Source organism: Corallococcus sp. bb12-1 (assembly GCF_026626765.1).
GTDB classification, from domain to species: Bacteria; Myxococcota; Myxococcia; order Myxococcales; family Myxococcaceae; genus Corallococcus; species Corallococcus terminator.
In genome coordinates this window covers 554,290-575,866 of the sequence record NZ_JAPNJZ010000028.1, presented here as the reverse complement: position 1 = coordinate 575,866, position 21,577 = coordinate 554,290, and the positions used below count along the sequence as shown (strand labels likewise).

At 70.3% G+C, this 21,577-nt stretch carries 19 protein-coding genes; 13 read left to right on the top strand and 6 right to left on the bottom strand.

Going from position 1 to position 21,577, the window contains the following annotated elements; genetic code table 11:
- Position 1 precedes the first annotated feature (1 nt).
- Positions 2–913 carry a ribose-phosphate diphosphokinase gene (locus OV208_RS36270; protein ID WP_267578508.1) on the bottom strand — a complete coding sequence of 304 codons (912 nt, stop codon included), beginning with the start codon at positions 911–913 and terminating at the stop codon, positions 2–4.
- Positions 914–1,044: 131 nt separating this feature from the next.
- Here OV208_RS36270 and OV208_RS36265 point away from each other — a divergent pair, with 131 nt between their 5' ends.
- The 4 genes from OV208_RS36265 to orn all read left to right on the top strand — a co-directional run bounded on the left by OV208_RS36265 (position 1,045) and on the right by orn (position 4,082).
- Positions 1,045–1,734, top strand: coding sequence for a phosphoribosyltransferase (locus tag OV208_RS36265; protein WP_267578507.1), 690 nt, complete (start codon positions 1,045–1,047; stop codon positions 1,732–1,734).
- 75 nt (positions 1,735–1,809) lie between these two features.
- Entirely contained in the window at positions 1,810–2,265 is a 456-nt protein-coding gene (locus OV208_RS36260; RefSeq protein WP_267578506.1) for an archease, read from the top strand.
- Positions 2,266–3,465 (top strand): bifunctional alpha/beta hydrolase/OsmC family protein, encoded by a 1,200-nt coding sequence (locus OV208_RS36255; RefSeq protein WP_267578505.1) that lies wholly within the window; start codon positions 2,266–2,268, stop codon positions 3,463–3,465.
- Positions 3,466–3,533: 68 nt separating this feature from the next.
- A complete protein-coding gene (orn, locus tag OV208_RS36250; protein WP_267578504.1) occupies positions 3,534–4,082 on the top strand; it encodes an oligoribonuclease in 549 nt (182 codons plus the stop codon).
- 16 nt (positions 4,083–4,098) lie between these two features.
- Here the strand turns inward: orn and OV208_RS36245 are convergent, their stop codons facing one another.
- The 3 genes from OV208_RS36245 to OV208_RS36235 form a co-directional block, all read right to left on the bottom strand.
- On the bottom strand, positions 4,099–4,467 hold the full coding sequence (locus tag OV208_RS36245; protein ID WP_267578503.1) for a response regulator: 369 nt from the start codon (positions 4,465–4,467) through the stop codon (positions 4,099–4,101).
- Positions 4,468–4,703: 236 nt separating this feature from the next.
- The gene (locus tag OV208_RS36240; RefSeq protein WP_267578502.1) at positions 4,704–6,554 is read right to left on the bottom strand and encodes a M48 family metallopeptidase; all 1,851 of its coding nucleotides are present in this window, start codon (positions 6,552–6,554) and stop codon (positions 4,704–4,706) included.
- Positions 6,555–6,858: 304 nt separating this feature from the next.
- Positions 6,859–8,406: an AMP-binding protein gene (locus OV208_RS36235; RefSeq protein WP_267578501.1), complete on the bottom strand. Its 1,548-nt coding sequence runs from the start codon at positions 8,404–8,406 to the stop codon at positions 6,859–6,861.
- Positions 8,407–8,451: 45 nt separating this feature from the next.
- On the opposite strand from OV208_RS36235, the gene OV208_RS36230 reads away from it, so the two are divergent.
- The 4 genes from OV208_RS36230 to OV208_RS36215 all read left to right on the top strand — a co-directional run bounded on the left by OV208_RS36230 (position 8,452) and on the right by OV208_RS36215 (position 12,355).
- Positions 8,452–9,183, top strand: a complete 732-nt coding sequence (locus OV208_RS36230) for a hypothetical protein (RefSeq protein WP_267578500.1) — start codon at positions 8,452–8,454, stop codon at positions 9,181–9,183.
- Between the two features lie 36 nt (positions 9,184–9,219).
- A complete protein-coding gene (locus OV208_RS36225; protein WP_267578499.1) occupies positions 9,220–9,789 on the top strand; it encodes a hypothetical protein in 570 nt (189 codons plus the stop codon).
- A gap of 112 nt (positions 9,790–9,901) precedes the next feature.
- Entirely contained in the window at positions 9,902–10,756 is an 855-nt protein-coding gene (locus OV208_RS36220) for a hypothetical protein (RefSeq protein ID WP_267578498.1), read from the top strand.
- A gap of 30 nt (positions 10,757–10,786) precedes the next feature.
- On the top strand, positions 10,787–12,355 hold the full coding sequence (locus OV208_RS36215; protein ID WP_267578497.1) for a hypothetical protein: 1,569 nt from the start codon (positions 10,787–10,789) through the stop codon (positions 12,353–12,355).
- Between the two features lie 27 nt (positions 12,356–12,382).
- Here the strand turns inward: OV208_RS36215 and OV208_RS36210 are convergent, their stop codons facing one another.
- Positions 12,383–13,507, bottom strand: coding sequence for a hypothetical protein (locus OV208_RS36210; RefSeq protein ID WP_267578496.1), 1,125 nt, complete (start codon positions 13,505–13,507; stop codon positions 12,383–12,385).
- A 220-nt stretch (positions 13,508–13,727) separates the two neighbouring features.
- On the opposite strand from OV208_RS36210, the gene OV208_RS36205 reads away from it, so the two are divergent.
- From OV208_RS36205 to OV208_RS36185, 5 genes are read left to right on the top strand one after another with little or no spacing between them, the layout of a single operon-like run.
- Positions 13,728–14,972, top strand: coding sequence for an efflux RND transporter periplasmic adaptor subunit (locus OV208_RS36205; protein WP_267578495.1), 1,245 nt, complete (start codon positions 13,728–13,730; stop codon positions 14,970–14,972).
- A complete protein-coding gene (locus OV208_RS36200) occupies positions 14,972–15,715 on the top strand; it encodes an ABC transporter ATP-binding protein (RefSeq protein WP_420715081.1) in 744 nt (247 codons plus the stop codon). The genes OV208_RS36205 and OV208_RS36200 overlap by 1 nt, the downstream gene beginning before the upstream one ends.
- An 11-nt stretch (positions 15,716–15,726) precedes the next feature.
- Positions 15,727–18,147 (top strand): ABC transporter permease, encoded by a 2,421-nt coding sequence (locus OV208_RS36195; RefSeq protein WP_267578494.1) that lies wholly within the window; start codon positions 15,727–15,729, stop codon positions 18,145–18,147.
- Between the two features lie 43 nt (positions 18,148–18,190).
- Positions 18,191–19,603, top strand: coding sequence for a sigma-54-dependent transcriptional regulator (locus OV208_RS36190; RefSeq protein WP_267578493.1), 1,413 nt, complete (start codon positions 18,191–18,193; stop codon positions 19,601–19,603).
- Positions 19,600–21,000 carry a sensor histidine kinase gene (locus OV208_RS36185; RefSeq protein WP_267578492.1) on the top strand — a complete coding sequence of 467 codons (1,401 nt, stop codon included), beginning with the start codon at positions 19,600–19,602 and terminating at the stop codon, positions 20,998–21,000. The genes OV208_RS36190 and OV208_RS36185 overlap by 4 nt, the downstream gene beginning before the upstream one ends.
- Here OV208_RS36185 and OV208_RS36180 read toward each other — a convergent pair.
- Positions 20,969–21,526 carry a hypothetical protein gene (locus tag OV208_RS36180; protein ID WP_267578491.1) on the bottom strand — a complete coding sequence of 186 codons (558 nt, stop codon included), beginning with the start codon at positions 21,524–21,526 and terminating at the stop codon, positions 20,969–20,971. The genes OV208_RS36185 and OV208_RS36180 overlap by 32 nt on opposite strands.
- Positions 21,527–21,577: the final 51 nt, after the last annotated feature.

Sequence of the window (21,577 nt, the reverse complement as noted above, 5' to 3'; positions counted from 1 at the left end):
ACTAACGCGCGTCGGGCGTGAGTGCGCGCAAGAGCAGCGGGGCCAGCGTCACCACCTGGTGGGGAAAGGGCAGGTCCTGTCGGGGTTCCACACTGTCCGTGCTGACCAGCCGCTTGACGGGCACGCCGTGCAGGCGCTCCAGCGCGGGGCCCACCAGCAGGGCGTGCGTGGTGGCCAGGATGAAGTCGTCCACGCACCCCTCGCCCTTCAGCTCCTTCGCCGCCGCCGCCAGCGTGCCGCCGGTGGAGATCATGTCGTCCACCAGGATGGGGCGCATGCCGCGCACCTGGCCCAGCAGGCCCAGCGTCTCCACGTCGTTGCCGCTCAGCCGCGCCTTGTGCACCACCGCCCAGGGCCGGCCCAGGAGCTTCGCCAGCGCCTCCGCGCGCTTCACCGCGCCCAGGTCCGGGGCCACCACCACGGACGTGTCGGACACGTGGGGGCGCAGCGCCTCCGCCAGCAGCGGCAGCGCGGACAGGTGCTCCAGCGGGGCGCCGAAGCAGCCCTCCAACGCCGGGTTGTGCAGGTCCACCGTGAACACGCGCTCGAAGCGGCCGTGGGACAGCAGGTCGGCCACCAGCCTGCCACCCAGGGGTTCACCGGCCCGGGCGCGCCGGTCCTGGCGCGCATAGCCCACGTACGGAATCACCGCCTCCAGCGAGGCCGCGCCCGCCCGCCAGCACGCGTCCGCGAGCAGGAGCAGCTCCAGCAGGTGTTCGCCCACAGGGGGCGTGGACGTTTGCAGGATGACGACGCGGCGGCCCCGGATGGCCTCCGGGGGCACCTCGATGTGCAGTTCCCCATCCGGGAAGCGCTCCATCTTCGTGGCCACGGGCGAGATGCCGAACGCCTGGGCGAGCGCACGGCCGAGGTGGGGACTGGCACTGCCGACGACGAGGGCGGGTTGCGTCATGGGCCCCCACCCTAGCGCGGCTTTCCCTCGCGGTGCCCTGGCCTCCCGGGCACCCCGGCAGGTGAGCCGTTGACTGTGTCTTCGCCGCCACGTTCCCGGGGGACGCGCACCTTCCGTGAGGAGGCGAGTGGATGCGTTTCAAGGACAGGTCAGACGCCGGGCAGAAGCTCGCGGGGGTGCTCGCACCCTACCGCTCCGGGGACGTGCGCGTGCTGGGCCTGACGCGGGGAGGGTTGAGCGTGGCGCTGGAGGTGGCCCGGGCGCTGGGGGCCCCCCTGGACCTGTGGGTGGCGCGCAAGGTGCGCCACCCGGCCCGCAACAAGCTCACGCTGGGCTCGGTGTCGGAGGGCGGAGGGGTGTTCCTGGATGCCCAGGCCGCGCCCCAGTCGCCCCTGTCCGGGACGGCGCTCCAGGACTTCGTGCGCGGAGAGCTGGAGGGCGTGGAGAAGCAGGCGCGGCAGCTCAGGGGCGGGCCGACGCCGGATGTGCGGGACCGCGTGGTGCTGCTGGTGGACGACGGGATGGTGACGGGGGCCACCGTGGCGGCGGCGCTCCTGGCGCTCCAGCAGCGGGGGGCCCGTCAGCGCATCGTGGCGGTGGGCGTGGCGACCCCGGCCGCGCTGGAGCTCATCCGGGGCCGGGCGGACGCGGTGCACGCGCTGACGCTCAAGGCCGGGCTGCGCGAGGTGGCGGAGGTCTACGACACGTTCCCCTCGCTGAACGAAGACGAGCTGCGGCGGTGGCTCACGCGCGCCCGGGATTCGTCCCCGGCGCGGGCCTCCGGGGTGGCTCCGGACGTGGGCGGCGGGTGGTGGTTCTGAGCGGCGACAGGCGCCTGGAGTGGGGGCGGGCTTCCGGGAATTCAACAGCAACCGATGGAAGGAACAGGAGGCCGTATGGACGTCGAAGCGGTGCATTCGGAGGAAGGCAGGCCCCGGGCCCACTGGGAACACTTCACGCGCGACGAACAACTCGGGGTGCGGGGCGTGGGCCGCTCCATGGAGCAGGCCTTCGAGATGGCGGCGCTGTCCCTCTGCGCGCTGGTGACGGACCCGAAGCGCGTGGAGATCCACGAGGAACTGGAGGTGGCCTGCCAGTCCGTGGACCATGACGAGCTGCTCGCGGATTGGCTGCGCGAGGTGGTGGGCGCGATGGCGGGACGGCGCCTGCGCTTCCAGTGCTTCGCGGTGCGCCTGGACGGGCTGAACCTCTTCGGCCACGGCTTCGGCGAGCGCGCGGGAGCCGAGCGCCACGGTGCCAGCGTGGCGGTGACGGGCGCGTCGCTCACCCAGGTGTCCGTGCGGCAGGGCCCCGGTGGGGTGTGGACGGCCGAGGCGCTGGTGGACTTCTAGATGTCCCCCCGGGCCGTGTCCTTTCCGGGAGGCGGAGGGTGGTTGGAGCTGCCCCCGGCGGCGCCCGAGGCGAGCGCCGTGCTGGTGTCATGCTTCGCGTGCGTGGGCCACTCGCCCGGGCCGGAGCGGCTGGCGCGCGCGCTGGTGACGCGGGGCTTCGCGGTGCTGCGCCTGGACTTCACGCAAGGCCCGGACGTGGGAGCAGAGGAGCGCCTGGACACCGTGCCGAGCGTGGACGCGGTGGTGGCCGCCTCGGCCTTTCTCGCCACGCACGCGCAGGTGCCCCGGCTCCTGGTGGGCCACAGCCTCGGGGGCCCGGCGGTGGTGGCGGCGCTGCCCCGGCTGCCGGAGGTGGCGGCGGTGGCGCTGGTGAACGCGCCCGCGGGGGCGGACGACGTGCGCACGTTGCTGCCTCCCGCCGAGCGCGACGAGGCGGAGCGGTTGTTCGCGCTGGGGCCCGGCCGGCTGCGCCTCACGCGCGACTTCCTCACCGCCATCGAAGGCGCGGCGGTGTCCAAGGCGCTGGGGGCGTTTCCGGGCGCGCTGCTGGTGCTGCATGCGTCGGAGGACCGGTACGTGGGCCTGGACAGCGCGCGCCGGCTGGTGACGGGTGCGCGCCGGCCCGCGAGCCTCGTGATGCTGGACGGGGCGGATCACTTCCTCTCGCGCCCGGAGGACGCGGCCTATGCGGCGGACGTGTTGGGGCCGTGGGCCGCGCGGCACGTGGCGCCGGTGCGTGAGCGCGAGAAACCGCTGCCGGAAGGACAGGTGGAGGTGCGCGAAGCGCCGGAAGGGGGGTTCGCCCAGGACATCCGCGTGGGCACGCACTGGCTGCGCGCGGACGAACCGCTGGCGCTGGGCGGGCAGGACTCGGGGCCCACGCCGTATGGGTTGCTGGGGGCGGCGCTGGGGGCGTGCACGTCGATGACGGTGCGGATGTACGCGGACCGGCACGGTTGGCCGCTCACCCGGGTACGGGTGCGGCTGGAACACGACAAGGTGCATGCGAAGGATTGCGCGGAGTGCGAGTCGCGGGTGGGCCGGGTGGATCGGCTGGAGCGGCTCGTCCAGTTGGAGGGACCCCTGACGGACGAACAGCGGGCCCGGCTGATGCACATCGCGGACCTGTGCCCGGTGCACCGCACGCTCGAATCCATGGTGGACGTGCGGACGCGGTGGGACGATTCATCCACGGAGTGAGTGCTCCGGGGCCGGGGGCTGGTATAGGGGGCGTTGCTTTCTTCCTCTTCGCCTCAGGATGTTCGTACATGCCCCGTGAACCCCGCCTTGTGTGGCTCGACCTGGAGATGACCGGGCTTGACCCAGAGTCCTGCGGCATCATCGAGGTGGGTGTCATCATCACCGGGCCGGACCTGCGCCCCATCGCGGAGTTCGAGCGGGTCATCTGGCAGCCGGAGGAGATGCTCCAGCGCATGGAGCCCGTCGTGCGCGACATGCACACGAAGAACGGCCTCAGCGAGAAGGTCCGCGCCTCCAACGTGTCCCTGCGCGTGGCCGAACGCGAGGTGACGTCCTTCGTCGCGGACCATTGTGAATTGGGCGAGGGCATCCTCGCGGGCAACTCCATCCACACCGACCGGCGCTTCCTCATCAGCCACATGCCCATGCTGGACCGCTACCTGCACTACCGCATGGTGGACGTGACGAGCCTGAAGGTGCTGGTGCGCGCGTGGTACCCGGCGCTGGTGGAGCCGCGCAAGCCGCCCAGTGGGCACACCGCGCTCGCGGACCTGCGCTCCAGCCTCACGGAGCTGCAGTACTACCGGGACATCCTCTTCCGCGCGACGCCGGGCTAGTCACAGCCCCGAGCCTTTAGACGCGGGCGCCTTCGGACGGGAGCTGCCGGGCGATGGTGCCCAGCAGGTCGTCCAGTTCGAAGGGCTTGGCGAGGAAGTGCGAGCTGGCGCGGCGCTCTTCCTCGGTGAGGCGGCCGGCGCTCATCACCACCACGGGGATGTGGCGCAGGTCGGGGTGGGCGCGGATGCGGCGCAGGAGCTCGCCGCCGTCCATCACCGGCATCATCAGGTCCAGGAGCACCAGGTCGGGCTTCGCGGCCATCAGCCGCTGGAGGCCCTCGTCACCGTTGTAGGCGGTGTCGATGTCGTACCCCTCCAGGGACAGGATGTCCTGGAGCGCCTCCACGATGGCGAGCTCGTCGTCGACGATGAGCAGTCGCTTCATGCGCCCCGGGCCTTCACCGCCTGGATGCCCCTCCTGCGCTCCTCCCGGAAGAAGGCGCAGGGGTGCGGCAGTCGGTGTGAGAGAAACGTGGGCATCACGTGAGGGCTCCGGAAGCATGTGCCGAACAAGTTAGGTCGCCCCGTGACTTCGGCCAGGGGCTGATGTGGGTTTTGTTGGGCAGGTGGCGGCAGGTGTGTCCTGAACCGGAGGCTGCCTGGAATCCAGGAGGCCTGGGCTCAGGCCGCCTGCTGAGCGCGTGCGCGGTGCTCCTGCATGGTCCTGCAACGCCCCAGGTAGTGCTCGAAGGCGCGCAGCAGCGCGTCCGGATCCTTCAGCTTGCTCAAGCAGATGGAGCGCTTCTGCTTGGACCGCCCCGGCCCCGCCACCTGCAGGTCCAGGTACTTCTTGAACATGCGGTCCTCCTTGCTGGCGTGTGTCACCTGTTCGAGCAGCACGGGCTCCTCCCACTCCGTGGAGTTCACCTGCGCGAAGTCGAGCCGGGCCTCCAGTCCGACCTCCTTGCCTTCGAAGGTCAGCGGCGGGAAGTGCCGCTCCACGTGCTGCCGCTCCGCCTCGTTGGACGGCACGTAGCGGTACGCGAGCACCAGGTCGTGCGCCTGGGAGAAGCGCGCTTCGTAGGCGCCCCACAGTCGCGCCTCGATGGCCTCCGCCTCCTTGATGGTGCTCACCCAGGAGAACGTCACGGGCTCCAGCAACACCTGCGCCATGTCGGACGGCGTGAGCCGCGCATCCACGTTCTCCATCCGCGCGGAGAGGGGCGGGTGTGAGTCGAACGGATGGGGTGTCACGGTCCCGTGCAGGTCGCCATGCACGGCCTCCGACCGCGCGTAGTCGGCGAAGCCGAGGGCGACCCGCTGGGAGATGGCCACGGACTGCTGCCGCTCATCACGGGAGAAGAGCTCCGCCTCCACGCGCTCACGAAAGCCCGAATACGCGCCCACCTTCACCAGCGAGCGGGCGATGTCCCGGCCCGACGTGAGACCCGCCGCGAGGCGATCCGCGGCGAGCTCACTCGCGCGCCGGCTGCGCCCCAGCGACAGCTCGAAGAGCCCGCGATAGGCCGCCATGAAGTGGTAGATGGGCCGCGTCAGGCCGCCGTCATGCAACGTCTGGAGGTAGTGGCCGAAGTGCGCGAGCACCGGCGCCAGTCGCTTGCCGTGGCCCGTGTCTCCGCCCAGCAGGTGTCCCATTTCATGCGCGAGCACCGCGTCGGCCTCGGACTGCTCCAGCAGGCGCAGCAGGGACAGGCTCACATAGAGCGTCCGGCCGCGGAGGGTCCTGTCCCCGACGCGCACGTCGCTTTCGGTGACGAAGAAGTTGGCGTCGATGCCCGCGAGGATGTGGTCGGGAGGAGGTGTCTGGATGCGCGTGCACAGCCGGCGCACGTGGGCCCAGAGCTCCGGTGCCTTCGGCTCCTCGAGCACCTCCGCCTCCACCTCGAAGTCCATGGGCGGGCGGCGGAAGATGCCCACCACCACGAGGAAGATGGCCATCGCGGCCAGCAACCCCATCACCCCGATGAGCTTGGGGGAGTAGCGATTGAACCAGAGCGCGGTCATCCAGTAGGACAACCACACGAGCAGGCCACCCTGGCCCATCGTCTGGAGGGCCCCGGTGACGCGGAGCACGTTCCAGCCCACGACGAAGCTGCCGTACTGGAACGGCCGTGAGACGAACGCGGCCAGGCCACACAGCAGGACCAGCGCGGTGGTGGCGAGCCCCAGCACGAACAGGCCCAGCGACAGGCTGTGCATCCATCCGAACTGCCGCGCGTCCGAACACACCTCCCCCAGGTTGTTCCGGAAGTTCGCCAGCCCCTCGTCCGTACCGAGGCAGGCCTCCGAGGCGGGAACCGCGCGGAAGAAGCTCAGGGCCTCTTCCCGCTGCTGCTCATCGAGTCCGGTGTCCTGGGCAATCTGCTGCTCGATGGATGCGAGCACCTTCCCGTCGAGGCTGGACGTGGCGTGGCCGGTGAACCACAGGCCGAAGAGCGGAAGGGCAAAGAGCCAGAGGGCGGGCAGCACGTAGCTGCGAAGGAAACCAGGGGCGGTCTTCGTGGGTTTCATGGGAGTCGGAGCCACGATCTTACGCACGGGTGGGCGCCCACCCGCCATCACCCCATGGCTCATGGAGCGCGAGCCGCTGGGGACTCCGGGGCGCTCCGGGTTCCAGCCACCCTGGGTTCCAACACCCGCGAGTCCGGCGAGAAGAGCGCCGGAGGGGAGTGCCGGGCTCCGTCCTGGGAAACCTGTCCGACTGTCGGACAGGTTGGGACGCTTCGTGCGCGGAAGGGCTCTCCCAACGCAGGAGCGCCTGTTGATTGACCTCGGAGGCCTCCACTCGAACCGGGCTTTCGCTCCGGATTCGTGCCTAGGGAGTGGACAAGCGGTCCCGGAGGACGTGTTTCTGGACCTTTCCCAGGGCGTTGCGGGGCAGGGCGTCGGTGAAGACGACGCGGCGTGGCTTCTTGAAGGCGGCCAGGCGTTCGCGGCACCAGTCGACCAGGGCCTGGGCGTCCTGGGGCGCACCGGGAGTGGAGACGATGACGGCGACGACCTGTTCGCCGAAGTCGGGGTCGGGCAGGCCCAGCACGGCGGCTTCGGCGACGGAGGGGTGGCCGGTGAGGACCTCTTCGACCTCGCGGGGGTAGATGTTGAAGCCGCCGCTGATGATGAGCTCGCGGGCGCGGCCGGTGATGCGCAGGAAGCCGTCGGGGTCGTACTCGCCCAGGTCGCCGGTGCGGAACCAGCCGTCGGCGGCGAAGGCCCCGGTGGTGGCATCGGGGCGGCGCCAGTAGCCGGTGAAGACGTGGGGCCCGCGCACCTCGATTTCGCCCGTCTCGCCGCGAGGTAGCACCGCGCGCGAGCGCACGTCCACGATGCGGGCCTCCTGGCCGGGGAAGGGCATGCCCACGGTGCCGGGGCGGCGTTCGCCGTCGTAGGGCTGGGTGGTGTTCATGAGCGTCTCGGTCATGCCGTAGCGCTCCAGGATGCGGGCGCCGAACTGGCCTTCGATGTCCAGGCACAGTTGGGGACTCAGCGGCGCGGAGCCTGAGACCCACAGGCGCAAGGCGCGGGGCTTCACGCCGGTGCGGCGCGACTCTTCCAGCAGGCGCCCGTACATGGTGGGCACGCCGAAGAAGAGGGTGAGGGACGCATCGTCGTGGAGGGAGGAGAGGGCTTCGGAGGCGACGAAGCGGCGGCGCAGGTCCACGCTGGCGCCGGTGAAGAGGGTGCCGTGCAGGCCGACCATGAGGCCGTGGGTGTGGAAGAGCGGGAGGGTGAGCAGCAGCCGGTCCGCGTCCGTCCAGCGCCACGCCTCGGTGACGGCGCGCACGTTGGCGAGCAGTTGCCGGTGCTGGAGCATGGCGCCCTTGGAGCGGCCGGTGGTGCCGGACGTGTAGCCCAGCACCGCGAGGTCCTCCGCGCCGGGCAGCGGCAGGGAGACATGGGAGGCGGCGCCCTGCGCGAGGATGGCGTCGAAAGCCACGGTGGGCAGGGACGCGGGGATGTCCTGGGGCGGCGGCTCCACGGTGATGAGCCATTGCAGCGCGGGGAGCTGGTCGCGCAGGGGTGAGAGTTCGGAGGCGCCCGAGGTGCCTGTGACACAGACCTTCACCTCCGCGTCGGAGAGGATGTGGGCCAGTTCCACCTGGCGGTACGCGGTGTTGACGAGCACGGCGACGCAGCCGGCGGCCTGCACGCCGAGCCACGTGATGACGAACGCGTCACTGTTCTCCAGGAAGAGGGCCACGCGCTCACCGGGAGCGAGCCCCCGGGCCTTGAGCCCGCGAGCGAACGCGGTGACGCGCTCCGCGAGCTGTCCGCGCGTGAAGGTGGTGCCCTCGAAGGAGAGCAGCGGGCGCGAGGGCGCGTGACGGGCATGGTCGAGGAAGACTTCGAGCAGGGAGGCCGGCATGGTGCGCCCGAGCCTAGCTGGGACGTGGTGTGGTAGGGTGCGCGCATGTCCGTGCGTCGGCAGGCGGTTCAGGCGCTGGTGTTGTGCGTGGGCTTGGCCTGTTCATCGCCACAGCCCGTTCCAGGTGTTGTGCGGGGAACTCCTGGCGAGCGACTCAAGAGCCTCCCCGGGCCGATGCCCGGCTTCGGACCGTTCGACACCTTCTCCGACGCGTTGATCGCGGCGTGTCCCCTGATTCTCTCCAAGCCCCACGCGACCGCTGGACGCGAGAGGGCCCAGGACTTCCGAGTTCGTTGGCGCGTCTCGAAGGAGTACTGCGCATGGCTGTATTACACGCCGGCCGGCAAGTACGAGATGAGCATGCTCACGGATCAGTCGGAGCAGGATGAGCTGGATCGCAGGAAAAGCTGTCTGCTCCCCGAGACAGTTGATGATGCCCGGTTCCCCACGGGGAGCATCAAATATGTCTTTGCCCTGCACAACCATCCCTACGAGGGACGGCTCTCGGACGGGGACATCCGGATGATTGTTTCCATGGGGCGGACCCATGAATGGATCGTGGAGGTGGGTGGGAAGAAGGTGCCCCTCTCCGTCGTCGCGTTCTTCTCGAACTCCGACGACCTGGGCCAGCCGTCATGCGATGGGTTCTTCCAGTACATTCCCGTGAATGGTGAATTGAAGAAGTGGACCGGGGATGGCTCCGGTGGGTGGCGTCAGGAGCTGCTTGGCACCGTCACATGGCAGGACGAAGAGCACTACCGGATCGATGAGAAATAGCGTGCGCCCCCGCCATCGCCCTGCCAGGAACGACCCATGAAGCGGCTCCATCCCATCCTGGTGCTCGCGTTCCTTCTCGCGAGTTGCCTTCGCCCTTCCTCGACCCTTCCCGCGAAGCTCGAAGAGGACCCTTCCATCGTCTTCCCTGCGTTCTTCGCGCAGCCCGCGGTCTCCCCAGGCATGGAAGGGACGGTGTACGAACTGGATGGCGACACGCTGCGTGCGCTCTCCATCGCCACCCAGGATCTGCTGCCTCCCCAGGACAGGTCTCTCCCGTGTGGCAGCCGATTGGAGTCCCAGCAATACCGGGTGGTCCGTCAGGGAGACCTCTTCTTCATCCGCATCGACGAGGACCCCAGGGCGTGCGGCCGCACGCACCCCGCCCTCGATTCAGGTGCGAGCTATGCCATCCATCGTGACGGTCGCATCCTTCGCCGGGTCATGGACGGCGCAGCCGACATGACGGCCCCTGCGGATTCGGGGGTGAACACCACGCCAGGAGAGCCTGGGGCCGCCTCTCCGGGTTCGTTGGGAGAAGGGCCCTCGCCGTTCCTGCCCTCCTCCTGGCAGGACGCGGGGTCTCAGGTCCCTGCTCCCACCCCCTGAGTCGTGCCCCGGAACACGGCGTCGATGGAGCCGGGCAGGGCAAGGGCCCTGGGGAGGAGGCTGATACATTCGAGCCTCCTCCGTGCGGCGCCCACGCAAGGGTCATCTCGACATGTCCAGCCCCTGGTTCAACGTCCCCTTCCTGTATTGCCGCTTCCGGATGCTCGTCTCGCATTCGGTGCGCGTGAAGAAGGAGCACGGCGTTTCAACGCACGACGCGCAGGTGGTCATCGCGGGGGCGTTCCGGCTTCGTGCGGGCCACAGTGTCCTGGGCCCCTACTTCTTCAACGACTCTGCGGTGTTTCGGGTCCAGGGTCGGTGTGTGGATGCCTGGTTCCACGCCCAGCCGGGTTTCCGACAGGACGTGAAGACCACGATGCTCATCTCTGGAGTCACCACGCCGAACACGGTCTCCCTGAGCATCCATCCTGAGCGCGACCATCAAGTGGTGTTCAAGACAGGGGCTGACGGTCGTGAGCCCATCGTCGCGATGCAGGTCCATGAGGTGAGGAAGATCGCATCCACCAACCTGAACAACACCGAGCAAGAACACTCCGTGAAGGAGTTCAGGGTCGTCTTCGCCATGGGCGAATGGAAGATTCCGGAAACGCCAGGCGAGCTGCGCTTCGATGGAACCTCCGGCAAGAGCATGGACTCCATCGACTGCTGTCGGTTGACTTGCGAGCGCCCGGAGATTTCCGGTGTCCTGCGGCTCACGCCCGGCATCCCGGCCTTTCGCATCGTGGATGACTCCGTGGAGCAGAACCCCATTCCAAACTGTCGCATCCGCGTCCGGGGCCCGGACCGCCAGGAGCAGGAGTTCGAGACCGACGCGCAGGGGGAGGTCTTCATCCCCCGCACCGGCGACGAGGTCTACACCCTGCTCGGCGTCGTCCAGGACGAGTTGCCCCTGGCCGGCGCGCTCCTGGGCGAATGGACCGTCGAATCGATGCCGGACCTGCCCTGAACCTTCTTCCCGTCCGACACCTCCAGCCCCATGCCGAATCTTGAAGCGCTGTTGAAGGACACGCTGCTGCTCACCGCCGCCCCCGACGCACCGTGGAAGTCCTATGGCGCGAGCCCGGGCACCATGGAAGCCGCCGCGGCGGACCCGGGCACCCCGGGCCGCTGGAACTGGTCCCACGATGTCCGCAAGCCCGGGCGCGTGAGCGGGGTGACCCACCACCTGCCCCGGACGCCCTGGTACGTCGAACAGACCCCCACCGTCCTGGAGGAACTCCTCTGGCATCCCATCGAGGTGGGCTATCGCGGCCTGCCCCTGACGCTGGAGCTCACCAAGAAGTTCCTGGTGCGCAAATACGAGACCTCCAGTGGAACCGTCGCCAAGGAACAATCCGCCTACTGGCTTCCCGCGGAGCTCGACCGGAGCATGCTGCTCGTCTTCGGCTTCCAGTTGAACCTGCGCGCGAAGTCCAAGACCTTCTCGCTGGAGCCCATCCCCCTGGATGTGCTGGAGCAGGACGACTTCATGCCCAGGCCCGGCGCGAAGCCGCCCAAGACGCCCGTCATGAAGGTGACGCGCACGGAGACGGGGACCCTCCAGCTCGTGCCCATGCGGGTGCTGGTGTGCGCGGAGTTCGTCTGTTGCCAGGACCGCAACGACTACGTGCCGGGCGCCCAGGCGCGCACGTCGCGGCTCCGGCCGCACCTGATGCTCATGAGCAACCGGCCGTTGGAGAAGCTGGCCGCGAAGATCAGCGTCCGCCGCCCCTCCATGTCCACCATGGCGCATGAGGGCGGACCCCCCGCGGACGACGAGGATGGGATGTCGCACGGGATGGCGGCGGGGATGTGGTCGGACTCGAACTCGTCGGAGAGCGCCTGGGAGAAGCTGTTCACCGTTTCGATTCCGCCGGTCTGGTCCTCCATCTTCTCCCGCGTGAAGACGAACCTCCCGGCGGGCGCGGGCTACCTGATGGCCTCGCCGGACGCCACGGGAGGACCGGGTTTCCTCTCACACCGCTGGAACGACGCGGCGGGACGGTACGAGCAGCATCAGGAGGAGCTGATGCCGCGCCAGGGGTACTTCGACAACATCCACGTGGCGCCGCCCATGCGCGCACCCAAGAGCGTCCGCGACGTCTATCCCAACGCGGAGCTGCACCTGGACGACATCACGATGGCGCCCTTCTGCATCCATGACTGTCTTCACCTGCACTGGCGCTGGTTGCCGGCGAAGGAGAAGTATCTGCACGGGTGGGATGAGAAGGGGCCCTATGCCGTCCCAGGTGCTCCACACATCCCGGTGCATCAGCACCTGCGCGTGGAGATGGAGTCCCCTCACGCGTATGCCTATTGCGTCCGTTCGGACAAGGTCCTGGAGCCGGGCCGCTGGGAATATGTCCTGCACGAAGGACTGGCCTACGGGACCAACGCGGGTCACGAGGCGATGGCCAGACTGCTGATGGGAGGTCGGGCATTGCTCGCCCCGTGGCCTTCGGAGGCGCAGGCGTCGTGGGCGATGTTCTACTGGGTGCTGCGCTACAGCCGGACCCGGGACCGCGCCGTCGCACGGCTCCTGGAGGATGGGGCGCCCGTGCCCTGACGGGCGCGCCCCTCCACTTCGCCTGGCTCAGAACACCGCCACGCCGGCGGTGATGCTGAACAGGAAGCCGCCGTGCTGGGTCAGGTCCACGGCGGTGGCGGTGAGGAAGTCCTTCTGGCCGCCGTCACGCATCTCCCAGTTGTCCTCGCGCAGCCGGAAGCCCCAGCCCACGCGCGTGCCCAGGTAGAGGGGCCCCAGCGAGCGGCGCACGCCCACGCCCACCGTCGCCACGGGGGTAAGCATCAAGTCCGCGTACCGCCGCTCGCCGCCGTTCACCTCCGACCAGGACTCCCCGCCGAAGTTGAAGCTCGTGCCCGCTTCGAAGAAGGGACTCGTGGGCACCTCACCCAGCGGATAGAACCGGACCAGGGGACCCACGCGCAGGCCCCACGCGCCCGCGCCGCCGCTCACGTTGAGGCCCAGCCACGGCTTCAGCCGGTACTCCACCTCGCCGCCGAAGATGCCGGACGGGCTGTTGAAGCCCAGCGCCACGCCCAGGTCCAGCGTCGTCATGCCGGAGCGGAAGGAGCGCTTCACCGCCGCCTCGGACGCATCGCGGCCCATCGAGTCCTGGCCCATGCTCCCCGACGTCGGCGCATCCACCGCCAGCGTCGAACCGGACGGGCTCCGCGACTCCAGCGCTCCGGACTCCTCCTGCGTCACGGGGACGAAGTCGTTGGCGGGGCGCTCCTCCGAAGGCGCGGACGTCGGCACCTCCTGGCTCGCGGCGCCCAGCTTCTCGGCTTCCGCGAGCACGGACTGCGCCATCACCACCGCGCCCTTGTCGCTCAGGCTGGGATTGACGAAGTCATACGCCAGCGTCTTGGTGCGTACGGGCTGCGCGGTCGTCTGCAATTGATACGTCAGCCGGTACTTCTCCCCCACGCGCGACACCTTCGCGGTGACGTTCACGTCGGAGGACCCCTCATGCTGCGGATCCATCAGGATGGACTCCGACCCCGCCGCCTTCACCGCCTCCGCGATGCCATACCGCGTCTTCGCCGCCACGGTGCCCGCGCTCAATCCAGGCGCGTCCACCTCGCTGCCCACGTCGGTGAGCTGGAAGTAGACGGGGTCGGCCAGGGAAGACAGGGGCAGAAGGGTTGCGGCCAGCAGCATGCTGGTACGCACCCGGAGAGCGGTGGGGCGCATGGGACAGGTCCTCGAAGTTGTGTGGGATGTGAATCGAGCTACCAGACGGCCAGACGCTGTTTCTATTCACTGCCAGCGGACAGTTCGCGCGTGTCCGTTCCTGGGACGCGCCTTTCGCGCAAGCGGTCAGCTCGGCCCCCAACCCGTGCCCTGTCCCCCTGATTCCAGGCGCTTGTCCCAGCCCTCAGCGCTGGCACGCGTCTCGCTATGTCCTCGGACCGTGGACATCCCGAAGGCCCGCCCCCCTCGTCGCAAACCCTATCTCCTGGTCGGACTGGGACTCGCCGTGCTCGTGGCGGTGACGGTGGGCCTCGCCCGGCTGCGGCCCGCCGCGCCCACGGTGGAGCGGGCCTCGGTGTGGTTGGACACGGTGAAGCGCGGTCCGCTGGTGCGTCAGGTGAAGGGCGCCGGCACGCTGGTGCCGGAGTCCATCCGCTGGCTCACCGCTGACACCGCTGGCCGCGTGGAGCGCATCCACGTGCGTCCCGGCGCCACCGTCACGGCGGGCACGCTCCTGATGGAGCTGTCCAACCCGGACGTGCAACTCCAGGCGCTGGAGGCCGAACGCCAGTTGGCGAGCGCGGAGGGTGACTTCCTGGAGCTGCGCGAGGTGCTCCAGACGCAGCGGCTGTCCCAGCAGGCCGCGGTGGCCAGCCTCACCGCCGAGGCCGCCGACGCCGCCCGCCGCTCGCGAGCCAACACGGCGCTGTTCGAGAAGGCCTACGTCGGCGACCTGGAGACGCGGCAGGCCACGGAGAAGGCGGAGGAGGTCCGCCAGCGTCTGGAATTGGAGCGCCAGCGTCTGGATGTCATGGCCCAGAGCCTGCGCCATCGCCTGGCCTCCCAGCAGGAGCAGGTGGAGCGCCTGAAGGCCGTGGCCCGCTTCCGCCGCCAGCAGGTGGAGTCCATGAAGGTGCTCGCGGGCGAGGACGGCGTGCTCCAGGAGCTGCCATTGGAATTGGGGCAATGGGTGACGCCCGGCGTGCTGCTGGCCAAGGTGGTGAAGCCCGAGCGTTTGAAGGCGGAGCTGCGAATCGCGGAGACGCAGGCGCGCGACATCCTGCCGGGCCTCAAGGCGCTGGTGGACACGCGCAACGGCGTCATTGAAGGCACCGTGGCCCGCGTCGCGCCCGCCGCGAGCCAGGGCACGGTGCGCGTGGAAATCACCCTGCCGGCCGCGCTGCCGAAGGGTGCCCGTCCCGACCTCACCGTGGAGGGCACGGTGGAGCTGGAGCGGCTGGACGACGTGCTGTCCGTGGGCCGTCCCGCCGGGGCGCAGGCGGAGAGCAGGCTGGCGCTCTTCCGACTGCTGCCGGGCGGAGACGAGGCGGTGCGCATCCCGGTGACGCTGGGCCGGGGTTCGGTGAACGCGGTGGAGGTGGTGCAGGGGCTGGCGGAAGGCGACCAGGTGGTGCTGTCGGACATGACCGCATGGGATGCGGTGGAACGCGTGAGGCTGCGATGATGACGACGATGACGAACGACAGCGGTGCCCTGATTCCAGGCGCGGGCGTGGTGCCGGGCAAGGCGCTGCTCCAGCTTGACGGCCTCACCAAGGTGTTCGAGACGGAGGAGGTGGAGACGCACGCCCTGTCCAACATCCACCTCACCATCCGCCAGAACGAATGGGTGGCCATCGTGGGCCCCTCCGGCTCCGGCAAGTCCACGCTGCTGGCGGTGCTGGGACTGCTCGACACCGCCACGCGCGGCAGCTACCTGCTGGATGGCAAGAGCGTGCTGGAGCTGTCGCCGTCGGACCGGGCGAAGGTGCGCAACCAGCACATCGGCTTCATCTTCCAGAGCTTCAACCTCATCGGTGACCTCACCGTCTTCGAGAACGTGGAGCTGCCGCTCACCTACCGGGGCCTGCCCGCCGCCGACCGCAAGCAGCGTGTGGAGCGGGCCCTGGAGCGCGTGGGCATGGCGCACCGGGCGCGGCACCTGCCGGGCCAGCTCTCCGGTGGTCAGCAGCAGCGCGTGGCGGTGGCGCGCGCCGTGGCCGGAGACCCGCTCATCCTCCTGGCGGACGAGCCCACGGGCAACCTGGACTCGAAGAATGGCGAGGCGGTGATGCAGCTGCTGTCGGACCTGCACAAGGCGGGCTCCACGCTGTGCATGGTGACGCACGACCCGGCGCAGGCGCGCATCGCCACGCGCACGGTGAGCCTCTTCGACGGTCGCGTGGTGCAGGACGAACAGCTTCGTTGAGGAGGATGCCCATGGAACGCCTGCTCAATGACTTGCGCTACGCCCTGCGGACCCTGCGCAACGCCCCGGGCTTCGCCGTGGTGGCGGTGCTGACGCTGGCGCTGGGCATCGGCGCGAACAGCGCCGTGTTCAGCGTGGTGAAGGGCGTGCTCCTGACGCCGCCGCCCTTCTTCCAGCCGGAGCGGCTGGTACACCTGTCCCCCAACTTCGCCGCCTTCGGGCTGACGGATGTGTCCCACTCCATTCCGGAGTACCGGGACTTCGTCACGCATGCGCGGACCTTCTCGTCGCTGGCGGCCTTCTGGAGCGACAACGTGACGCTCACCGGGCAGGACTCCCCCCGGCGCTTCCACGTCGTCATCGGCACGGCCTCCTTCCTGCGCACGCTGGGCACCGCGCCGGTGCTCGGCCGCGACTTCACGGAGGAGGAGGAGATGCCGGGCCGGGACAAGGTCGTCATCCTCACGGATGCCACGTGGCGCACGCAGTTCGCGAAGGATCCGGACGTGCTGGGCCGCACGCTGCGGCTGGACGGCGAGTCGCGCACGGTGGTGGGCGTGCTGCCTCCGGGAGTGGCCTATCCGGAGGACACGGAGCTGTACCTGCCGTTCGCGCCCAAAGCGGAGCAGACGGGGGAGTCCAAGCGGTTCAACCGCTACCTGAAGGTGCTGGCGCGGCTCAAGCCTGGCGTGACGCTGGACGCGGTGCGCGCGGACCTGGTGCGCGTGGGCTCCGAGCGCACGCCCGACCTGGTGGAGCGGTACCGGGAGGCGGGCTGGTCCATGGGCGTGAAGACGCTGGAGGAACAGGTGGTGGGCGGCGTGCGGGAGACGCTGTGGCTCCTGTGGGGTTCGGTGGGGTTCGTGTTGCTGGTGGCGTGCTCCAGCGTGGCCAACCTGCTGCTCGCGCGGGCGGTGGCGCGGGGCCGCGAGGTGTCCATCCGCGCGGCGCTGGGGGCGGGGCGCGGGCGGCTGGTCGCGCAGTTCCTCACGGAGAGCGTGGTGCTGTCGCTGGTGGCGGGCGCGGTGGGCCTGCTGCTCGCGATGTGGGGCACGGATGCGCTGGTCGCGGTGGTGGGAGAGGGATTGCCGCGCGCCCGTGAGGTGCGGCTGGACGTGCCCTCCGTGCTCTTCACGCTGGCGGTGTCGGTGTCCACCGGCGTGCTCTTCGGACTGGTGCCCGCGCTCCAGGCCAGCCGTGCGGACCTGCATGCGGCGATGCGCGAGGGTTCACGGGCGACGGGAGGCCACCGCACGGGCCGGTTGCGCTCGGCGCTGGTGGTGTCGCAGGTGTCGCTCGCGCTGGTGCTGTTGGTGGGCGCGGGCCTGTTCGTGAAGAGCTTCCTCGCGCTCCAGGGCGTGGACGCGGGCTTCACCTCCGAGGGCGTGCTCACCGCCCACCTGGCGTTGCCGGAGGTGTCGTATCCGGACAAGGCCCGGCAGGTGGCCCTCCAGCAAGCCCTGATGCCACGCCTCCAGGCGCTGCCCGGGGTGCAGTCCGTGGGGCTCGTGAACCTGCTCCCCCTGGGGGGCGGCATCGACCACAGCTTCGACATCGAGGGGCGCGTGCAGCAGCCGGGCGAGCTGTGGAGGGCGGTGGAGTATCGCGCCGCCACGCCTGGCTACCTGCAAGCCCTGCGCGCCACGCTCCGACAGGGCCGGTTGCTGGAGGACCGGGACGGTCCGGATGCGCCCTGGGCGGTGGTCATCAACCAGTCCTGCGCGAACATCTTCTGGCCGAAGGGGGACGCGTTGGGACAGCGGATGAAGCTGCACGGTCCGGAGAACCAATGGGCCACGGTGGTGGGCGTGGTGGACGACCTGCGCGAGTGGGGGCTGGACGTTCCCGTGCGCCCCGCCGCGTACTACTCCCTGTCGCAGCGTCCGTCCGACCACCTGGGCCTGGCGTTGCGCGTGAAGTCGGGTGACCCGGAGGCGCTGCGCGCCGCGGTGGAGTCGGAGCTGCGCGCGGTGGACCCGGACCTGCCGCTGTTCGACGTGTCGCCCCTCACGCGGCGGATGGACGACGCCATCGGTTCGCGGCGGCTGTCGGCGCTGTTGCTGGGCCTGTTCGCGGGCGGTGCGTTGCTGCTCGCGGCGCTGGGGCTGTCGGGCGTCATCGCCTTCTCGGTGGCGCAGCGCACGCGGGAGCTGGGCATCCGCATGGCGCTGGGCGCGGCGCGGGGGGACGTGCTGCGGTTGGTGTTGGGACAGGGCCTGCGGCTGTCGCTGACGGGCGTGGGCGTGGGGCTCGTCCTGTCCCTGGCGCTGACGCGGTTGTTGGGGTCGCTGCTGTATGGCGTGTCGGTGGACGACCCGTGGACCTTCGGGGGCGTGGCGCTGCTGCTGACCGGGGTGGCGCTGGGCGCGTCGTGGTTGCCTGCCCGGCGGGCCACGCGCGTGGACCCCATCATCGCGTTGCGCGCCGACTAACCCCTGTTGGTTTCTGGCACAGTCCCGTGCCGTGGTGTCCCCTGTGTCCGAACCCGCCGCGTCCCCCAGCGCTCCGCGCCCCACCCGCATCCTCGTGGCCGACGACCAGCCGGACGTGCTGGAGGCGCTGCGGCTGCTGCTCAAGCGCGACGGCTACACCGTGGTGAGCGCCCAGTCGCCCTCGGGCGTGCTCGCCACGCTGGACGCCGAGGACGTGGAGCTGGTGCTGATGGACCTCAACTACGCGCGCGACACGACGTCCGGGCGCGAGGGCCTGGACCTGCTCGGCCAGCTCCGAGCGCGGGATGCCCTGCTGCCCGTGGTGGTGATGACCGCGTGGGGCAGCGTCGAGGGCGCGGTGGAGGCGATGCGCGCGGGGGCTCGGGACTACGTGCAGAAGCCCTGGGACAACACGCGCCTGCTCGCCACGCTGCGCACGCAGTTGGAGCTGGCCCGCGCGCTGCGGCGCACCCGGCGGCTGGAGGGAGAGAACCAGCACCTGCGCCGCGAACAGGGCGGACGCTCCCCGCTGGTGGGCGAGTCGCGCGCCATGCTGCCGGTGCGCCGGCTCATCGAACGCGTGGCGCCGTCCGCCGCGCCGGTGCTCGTCACCGGGGAGCACGGCACCGGCAAGGAGGTGGTGGCGCGCCTGCTCCATGCGGCCAGTCCCCGCGCGGACCGGCCCTTCGTCGCGGTGAACTCCGGTGGCCTGTCCGAGGGCGTCTTCGAAAGCGAGCTGTTCGGCCACGTGAAGGGCGCCTTCACCGACGCGAAGGCGGACCGCATCGGCTGCTTCGAACTGGCGGACGGCGGCACGCTCTTCCTGGATGAGATTGGCAACATGCCGCTCGCGCAGCAGGCGAAGCTGCTGCGCGTGCTCCAGACGGGAGAGCTGCACCCGGTGGGCTCGTCGCGCATGCGCAAGGTGGACGTGCGCGTGGTGAGCGCGACCAACGTGGACCTGGGCCGGGCGGTGACGGAGGGCCGCTTCCGCGAGGACCTGCTCTACCGGCTCAACACCGTGGAGGTGCAGCTGCCGCCCCTGCGCGAGCGGCGCGAGGACATCCCGCTGCTCGCCGCGCACTTCCTCGCGCTCCAGGGCCAGCGCTACGGCCGCCCCGGCGTCCACCTGGCGCCAGACGCGCTGGAGGCCCTGATGGCCTATCCGTGGCCGGGCAACGTGCGCGAGCTGGAGCACGCCGTGGAGCGCTCCCTGCTGATGGCGACGGGGGACCGGGTGGAGGCGGAGGACCTGCTGCTCAAGCGCGCGGGGCAGAACCCTGGAGGCGCCGCGCGGCTGGAGGAGATGACGCTGGAGGAGGTGGAGCGCTACCTCATCGAGCGCGCCCTCGGCCGTCAGGACGGCAACGTGAGCGATGCGGCGAAGGCCCTGGGCCTGTCGCGCAGCGCGCTCTACCGGCGCCTCCAGTACTACGGCATCAAGGGCGCCCGTTGAAGCTCCGGCCATGGCTCGGGTCGAGGCTCGAGCTGAAGCTCGGGCTGAACCTCCGGCCGAAGTCCTGGCCGCACGACCTGCGCGTCATGGGGCTCGCGGTCCTCGCGGCGCTGCCCGCCGTCGTCGTGTCGCTCGCGCTGCTGTGGACCGGGGACTTCAGCGCCAAGGTGCGCTGGACGCTGTCCGTGCTGGTGCTGGTCGTCCCCGCCGGGGCGTGTCTGGCCTTGCGCGAGCGCGTGGTGCGGCCGCTGCACACGGTGGCGGGCCTGCTGGCCGCGCTGCGCGAGGGTGACTACTCCGTGCGCGGGCGGGGCGAACGCGCGGGCGACGCGCTGGGCGAGGTGCTGCTGGAGGTCAACGCGCTGGGGGACACGCTGCGCGAACAGCGGCTGGGCGCGATGGAGGCGGGCGCCCTGCTGGAGCAGGTGATGGAGGCCATCGACGTGGCGGTGCTGGCCTTCGACTCGGAGGGCAAGCTGAAGCTGGTGAACCGCGCGGGCGTCCAGTTGGTGGGCCTGCCGCGCGCGCAGCTCGTGGGGCAGCGGGCGGAAGCGTTGGGATGGCAGGAATTGCTGGAGGGTCCCGCCCCACGCCGGCTGACGCAAGCCTTTGCCCGGGAGGGCGGCCCCTATGAACTGTGGCGGGGCACGTTCCGCGAGGGAGGCCAGCCGCACCAGTTGGTGGTGCTCACCGACCTGCGTCTGGCATTGCGCGAGGAGGAGCGCGAAGCATGGCGCCGGCTGGTGCGCGTGCTCAGCCACGAAATCAACAACTCGCTCACGCCCATCCAATCCATCGCGGACGCGCTCCGGGACCTAGTGGCCCAGGTGCCCCGGCCCGCGGACTGGGAGGAGGACACGCGGCACGGGCTGGGCATCATCGCCCGCCGCGCGGAGGCCCTGGCGCGCTTCATGTCCGCCCACGCGCGGCTGGCCCGCCTGCCCCCGCCCACGCCGGGCACGGTGGAAGTGGAGGCCTGGGTGCGGCGCGTGGTGGCGCTGGAGCCGCGCCGTCCGGTGGCGGTGCGCCCCGGCCCCGCGCTGACGGTGCCCGGAGATGCGGACCAACTGGAGCAGGTGCTCATCAACCTGGTGCGCAACGCGGTGGACGCCGTCCTGTCGGAGGCCGGGGGCCAGGGCGGTGTCTGGGTCTCCTGGGCGGTGCACGCGCCCGGCGCGGTGGAGGTCTGGGTGGAGGACGAGGGCCCGGGCCTGTCCGACACCGCGAACCTCTTCGTGCCCTTCTTCACCACCAAGCCGCGGGGCAGTGGCATTGGACTGGCGCTCAGCCGGCAAATCGCCGAGGCCCACGGCGGCGGTCTGAGATTGGAGAACCGCACCGACGGGCGCGGCTGCCGCGCGCGGCTCAAGCTCCCGCTGGACGCTCCGCGCGCGTGACGGGCACCTGGAGGGGCTCGGACGCCGGCTCGGACGTCCTGGGCGGGACGGGCTGGGGATCCCTCACGACCCACTGGTACAGCAGCGCGTTGGCCGCCCAGAAGAACAGGCTGCTGAAGCTCACGTAGAGCAGCCGGGTGCCGGGCCACACCTGGAACGGGTGGTGGAACACCTCCGCCGCGATGAAGCCGCAAAGCCACTGGCCAGGCCAGCACAGCGCGGTGGTCCACAGCACGCGCTGCCACAGGGCCATCCGGGCGGGCCGGAACCAGAGCGTGTTCATGGCCCACAGCGCGACCACCGCGCCGCTCCACAATCCCAGGCTGACGACGGAGAACCCGCGGTGCGGCGACTCCGGATACACCCAGCCCCAGTCCCCGTTCATCCACCGGAAGGCCACGTTCTGGGACAGCTCCAGCAACCAGAAGCACGGGGCCAGGATGAGCAACTGCACCAGCAACACCCGTCGCGCCAGGTCCGCCACGCCCCTGAGGAGCTGCCCGTACGTCCAGGTCAGCGCAATCATTGGTCCCTCCCCGGGCGCGGTGGGCTTGGTGCCCCATGTCTTGAACGGTGT